General features: G+C 40.6%; 4 protein-coding genes and 12 tRNA genes. All 16 read right to left on the minus strand.

Annotation, left to right across the window (positions count from 1 at the left end):
- Positions 1–169: 169 nt before the first annotated feature.
- The 16 genes from ACVRZ8_RS10700 to ACVRZ8_RS10775 all read right to left on the minus strand — a co-directional run bounded on the left by ACVRZ8_RS10700 (position 170) and on the right by ACVRZ8_RS10775 (position 5104).
- On the minus strand, positions 170–1135 hold the full coding sequence (locus ACVRZ8_RS10700) for a ribose-phosphate diphosphokinase (RefSeq protein WP_447449311.1): 966 nt from the start codon (positions 1133–1135) through the stop codon (positions 170–172).
- Positions 1136–1275: 140 nt separating this feature from the next.
- The gene (pcsB, locus tag ACVRZ8_RS10705; protein ID WP_447449312.1) at positions 1276–2559 is read right to left on the minus strand and encodes a peptidoglycan hydrolase PcsB; all 1284 of its coding nucleotides are present in this window, start codon (positions 2557–2559) and stop codon (positions 1276–1278) included.
- An 84-nt stretch (positions 2560–2643) separates the two neighbouring features.
- On the minus strand, positions 2644–3168 hold the full coding sequence (mreD, locus tag ACVRZ8_RS10710; protein WP_447449313.1) for a rod shape-determining protein MreD: 525 nt from the start codon (positions 3166–3168) through the stop codon (positions 2644–2646).
- A gap of 1 nt (position 3169) precedes the next feature.
- Positions 3170–4000 carry a rod shape-determining protein MreC gene (mreC, locus tag ACVRZ8_RS10715; protein WP_447449314.1) on the minus strand — a complete coding sequence of 277 codons (831 nt, stop codon included), beginning with the start codon at positions 3998–4000 and terminating at the stop codon, positions 3170–3172.
- Between the two features lie 61 nt (positions 4001–4061).
- Positions 4062–4149 (minus strand) — tRNA-Ser (locus ACVRZ8_RS10720).
- Between the two features lie 4 nt (positions 4150–4153).
- Positions 4154–4227: transfer RNA gene (locus ACVRZ8_RS10725), tRNA-Ile, on the minus strand.
- A gap of 31 nt (positions 4228–4258) precedes the next feature.
- Positions 4259–4329 (minus strand) — tRNA-Gly (locus ACVRZ8_RS10730).
- Between the two features lie 3 nt (positions 4330–4332).
- Positions 4333–4405 (minus strand) — tRNA-Phe (locus tag ACVRZ8_RS10735).
- A gap of 6 nt (positions 4406–4411) precedes the next feature.
- Positions 4412–4485, minus strand: a tRNA-Met gene (locus tag ACVRZ8_RS10740).
- Positions 4486–4496: 11 nt separating this feature from the next.
- Positions 4497–4586 (minus strand) — tRNA-Ser (locus tag ACVRZ8_RS10745).
- 16 nt (positions 4587–4602) lie between these two features.
- A tRNA-Ile gene (locus ACVRZ8_RS10750) sits at positions 4603–4676 on the minus strand.
- A gap of 17 nt (positions 4677–4693) precedes the next feature.
- Positions 4694–4767 (minus strand) — tRNA-Met (locus ACVRZ8_RS10755).
- 4 nt (positions 4768–4771) lie between these two features.
- Positions 4772–4845: transfer RNA gene (locus ACVRZ8_RS10760), tRNA-Pro, on the minus strand.
- A gap of 4 nt (positions 4846–4849) precedes the next feature.
- Positions 4850–4923: transfer RNA gene (locus tag ACVRZ8_RS10765), tRNA-Arg, on the minus strand.
- A gap of 15 nt (positions 4924–4938) precedes the next feature.
- A tRNA-Leu gene (locus ACVRZ8_RS10770) sits at positions 4939–5024 on the minus strand.
- Between the two features lie 8 nt (positions 5025–5032).
- Positions 5033–5104 (minus strand) — tRNA-Gly (locus ACVRZ8_RS10775).
- Between the last annotated feature and the right edge of the window lie 62 nt (positions 5105–5166).

Genomic DNA, 5166 nt, shown 5'->3' on the forward strand with positions numbered 1-5166 from the left:
AGCTTTTGGCTTTCGAAACTTCAAAAACTTTAAAACTAAAATTCTTATCGCTTTGAACATGCAAAGAGAGAGAACCAATCTGATTCTCTCTCGTGCTTAGTTATAAGTCACCCACTACAGTTGACAAGGAGCCGTAAAAAACCACCTATAATAGGTGATTCTTAAAAATTTATGCCTTTCCCATTTCAAATAATGGTGATAGAGGACGTTTTTCATGAATACGAATAATAGCTTCAGAAATCAAATCTGCAATCGAAATTTGTTCAATCTTATCAATTAAACGCTCTTTAGGAAGATAAATAGTATCCAGAACAATCAATTTTTCAATAGCTGAATTCTGAATATTGTCAAGAGCTGGGCCTGACAAAACAGGGTGAGTACAAGAAGCATAAACATGAGTTGCCCCTGCTTCTGCAAGCGCATCTGCTGCATGACAAATCGTTCCCGCCGTGTCAATCATATCATCAATTAAGATACAGGTCTTACCAGCAACATTTCCGATAATATTCATAACTTCAGAGGTATTCATCTTATCGACACTACGTCTTTTATCAATAATAGCAATTGGAGTCTGAAGACATTGTGCCAGTTTACGTGCACGCGTAACTCCTCCATGGTCAGGAGAAACAACAACCACATCATCACCTGTTAGACCCACACGGTCAAAGTAACCCGCAATTAAAGGGGCTCCCATTAAGTGATCTACAGGAATATCAAAGAAGCCTTGAATCTGAGCTGCATGAAGATCAACTGTTAAAAGGCGATCTACACCAGCTACTTCAAGCATGTTGGCTACTAACTTGGAAGTAATCGGTTCACGAGAGCGTGCTTTACGATCCTGACGAGCATAACCATAATATGGCATAACGACACTCACTGTTTCAGCACTGGCACGTTTAAGTGCATCAACCATAATTAATATTTCCATTAAATTATCATTGACTGGGGAACTAGTTGATTGAAGAATAAAAACATGATGTCCACGAATTGACTCTTCAATATTGACTTGAATTTCACCATCAGAAAATTGTCGAACGCTTGATTTTCCAAGTGTAATCCCCATACTATCAGCAACCTTAGCTGCTAACTCCTGGTTTGACGACAGTGCAAACAACTTCAAATTAGTATAAGACATGATTTCCTCCAAATATTCTACCTTCCCATTCTACCCTTTTTTAAAGCTTTTTTCAATGACTAATCAATAGCGTTAAACTCAGTTAAAAATCATTTAAAGTAAAAAAGTCTGAGATAAATCTCAGACCCCTAATATTCATTTTATGGATAAATGTAGTAAACTGAACCACCCCAAGATGATGAAGTAGGATCAAATGTACCACGATAGTTACCAATTGATTGATTACCAGCATAGTTCGCTTCAGAAACTTGGATAGCATTTGAACCTGAAACAGATGTAACCACAGCAACGTGTCCATAGCCACCACCATCATTAGGCCATACTGCTACCGCACCTGCTACTGGTGTTGTTCCTACTGAGTAACCAGCTGCTTGTGCAGAAGAAATCCAGTTCTTCGCATTACCCCAGTTATTACCAACCCAAGACGCAACTGCTTTAACACCCCAAGTACATTGACCTGCAGGATAAGTATTAGCTGACGATGAACCATCAACTTTAGCTGATGATGAAGTCGTCGTAGAAGCCGCTGGCTGACTTGCTGTTGACTGCTCTGCTGCCGGAGCTGCCTCTGTAGCACCAGATTCGGTTGAGTCAGAAGCTGTTTCATCAGTTGTACCAGAAGCTGCTGCTTGCGATGCTGATTGTTCAGAAGCCACTGCTTGTGCTGCCGCTGCTGCATTAGCTTCAGCCTGTGCTTGTTCAGAGGCAACAACTGCTTGTGATTCAGAAACAGAAGCTGCTGTTGAAGCTGCTACTGATTCTGCTGTTGATTTTTCAGTTTCAAGAGATGATTTTTCTTCTTGAGCAGTTGCCAATTCAGCTTCCAAGGTTACTTGTGCTGCTTCAAGTTCTGCTTGTTGAGTTGTTAAAGTAGCTTTATTTGACTCAAGTGTAGCTTGGTTAGCAGCAATAGTATTGATAGCTTCTTGGTTTTCTGCTTGTTTTTCCTGAAGTTCTGCTTGATCAGCTTCTTGCTCAGTCAACAAATCATCACTGGCAGATACAACTTTAGAAATAGCTGTAATACGGCTGATTGCTTCAGAAATTGATTTTGAATTCAAAATTGAATTGATGTAGCTAGTAGCAGTGTTATTTTGTTGAGCACTGCGAGCTTGCTCTTCCAATGATTCTTGACGAGCAACGATTTTGCTTGACAATTCTTGGATTTCTGTTTCCAAAGCTGATGACTTAGCTTCAAGTTCAGCATTTTGAGCTTCCAATTCAGTTTGTTGTGTTTGAATTGTTGTTACTTGTGATTGAATAGAAGATACTGCATCTTGCGCAGCCTGCTGTTGTGCAGTAAGATTTGTAATCGTACTATCTGCCGCTGCAATTTGCGAATCATAATCTTCTGCATTTACTGTTGCAGCTGTTGTAAGAGTTACACCACTTACTAAGACTGCTGAAAGAATACGTTTTTTCATAATATAAAATACTACTCCTTTTCGATAAGACTCTATTATTGTAACAAAAATTGGCGCATTTATTGTTACGCCAATGTTACAATTCTATTTAATTATATCGTCAAAATAGTAAGAAAATAGCTTTTCTATAGGTTTCTTTATTAAAATAAATAGTAATACATTAAAAACCATGGTCGGAGCAAGTTGATAGACAATGACATCCAAATAATTATAAGAAGTTATTTTATAAAGCAAGCCTAACCCATAGGCTGCCACTTCAAATAGGGAAACCATAAGAAAAATAACTAGGAAATCTACAAATAGACTTTGTCGAAGCTTACTTAGCACAAACAAAACAAAAAGATACAGCAAAGGCAAAATAAATACGACAATTCCCATGGCCTTAAAATAATAAGCATCATAAAGAAAACCTAAAAAAGCCAAATACCAAGCGATAGTTGCTTTTTGAAAATATGCGGCTAAGTAAAAAACAAAAATTAATAATAAGTGAGAAACAACAAAAAAATTATTAGGTAAAAAAGTGTCGGCAATCTCACTCAAATGTCCATCCCAAAGAAGGGCGACAAATGTTAAAAAATAGAGCATAACAGGCTTTTTCAAAATTTCCATACTAATCACCTGATCCGACTAAAGTCACGTAAGATATTGAAGTAAAATCTGCAGTGGGTTTAATATAAATTGTTCTGACATTATCTTCGTCAACAACAGAATCAACTGTTCCTACAGGAATCTCGGCAACTGAAGCGCCATCTAAGCCGCTTGTAACAACCTTGTCCCCCTTGGCAAGATCCGCAGACGAATTTAAACGCGTCATCTTTAGCAAATCCTTTTCACTGTCATATCCCGAGACAATACCATAAATTGTCGAACCAGAATTATTGGCAGCCTTAGCAGCAAGTGTAATCTCATCCTCAGTATTTGATAAAAGTGAAACAGTTGAAGTAGAATCATTAACAGATGATACAACCCCTATAACGCCTCCATTAGCAGTCGCAATCATTGACTTTTCAACACCATCGGAAGATCCTAAATTTACAGAAACAACATCCAGCCAAGAAACAGTTGAGCGAGTTTTAATTTTAGTTGTTAAGGTTACTTGATTGGAAAATGATTCACTGATGTTGAGTGATGCTCTCAGAGATTCATTTTCTTCCTTTAAATTTGATATAGTAGTTTTTTGACTTTGCAGTTCAGAGATAGTTTTCTTTAATTCGGTATTCTCCTTATAGGTTTCTACAAAATCCCCCAGTGCATCTTTTGCTGAAGCAAGTAAACTAAATGGAGCAGATAAAACAGTATCGAATTTTGAAACTAAACTTGTTACCGGTGATGTAATTGCATTAACAACTTTTGGACGCGAAAATACAAATGAAAACAGCAAAAGAAATGTTAAAACAGTTATAACAGAAACTACCAGTATACGATAAATACTATTTTTCATCCGTCGCTCCTAAACAAAAATAAAAGAAAACGAATTATCGAAAGATAACTCGTTCTAATAACGGAGAATGGGGGATTCGAACCCCCGCGCCAGTTACCCGACCTAACGATTTAGCAAACCGTCCTCTTCAGCCTCTTGAGTAATTCTCCACTATGGGCACGAGTGGAATCGAACCACCGACCTCACGCTTATCAGGCGTGCGCTCTAACCATCTGAGCTACGCGCCCAAGCAACAAAGCTTGGGTATTCTCCAAACAAAGCGGGTGACGAGAATCGAACTCGCGACAACAGCTTGGAAGGCTGTAGTTTTACCACTAAACTACACCCGCAAATGGCGCGAGACGGAATCGAACCGCCGACACATGGAGCTTCAATCCATTGCTCTACCAACTGAGCTACCGAGCCATCTGATTGCGGGAGCAGGATTTGAACCTACGACCTTCGGGTTATGAGCCCGACGAGCTACCTAGCTGCTCCATCCCGCGATAAAAATAAAAGGAGGATGTGGGATTCGAACCCACGCACGCTTTTACACGCCTGACGGTTTTCAAGACCGTTCCCTTCAGCCGGACTTGGGTAATCCTCCAAAGTACAAATATAAATGGACCTTGTAGGACTCGAACCTACGACCGCTCGGTTATGAGCCGAGTGCTCTAACCAGCTGAGCTAAAGGTCCAATAAATCCATATATAATAGCGGCGAAGGGGATCGAACCCCCGACCTCCCGGGTATGAACCGGACGCTCTAGCCAGCTGAGCTACACCGCCATAATCGGGAAGACAGGATTCGAACCTGCGACCCCTTGGTCCCAAACCAAGTGCTCTACCAAGCTGAGCTACTTCCCGAAGATGCACCCTGCAGGATTCGAACCTGCAACCGCCTGATTCGTAGTCAGGTACTCTATCCAGTTGAGCCAAGGGTGCTTCTTATTAAATTAATGCCGAGAACCGGAATCGAACCGGTACGAAGGTTACCCTTCGCAGGATTTTAAGTCCTGTGCGTCTGCCAGTTCCGCCACCCCGGCATCTCTCAAGCGAACGACGGGATTCGAACCCGCGACCCCCACCTTGGCAAGGTGATGTTCTACCACTGAACTACGTTCGCTAATGCCGGCTACATGACTTGAACACGCGACCCTCTGATTACAAATCAGATGCTCTACCAAC

Source organism: Streptococcus dentiloxodontae (assembly GCF_053206925.1).

Coding starts and splice junctions, on each gene's coding strand:
- ACVRZ8_RS10700 (WP_447449311.1), bottom strand. CDS start 1,135: ATGTCTTATACTAATTTGAAGTTGTTTGCACTGTCGTCAAACCAGGAG.
- pcsB (WP_447449312.1), bottom strand. CDS start 2,559: ATGAAAAAACGTATTCTTTCAGCAGTCTTAGTAAGTGGTGTAACTCTT.
- mreD (WP_447449313.1), bottom strand. CDS start 3,168: ATGGAAATTTTGAAAAAGCCTGTTATGCTCTATTTTTTAACATTTGTC.
- mreC (WP_447449314.1), bottom strand. CDS start 4,000: ATGAAAAATAGTATTTATCGTATACTGGTAGTTTCTGTTATAACTGTT.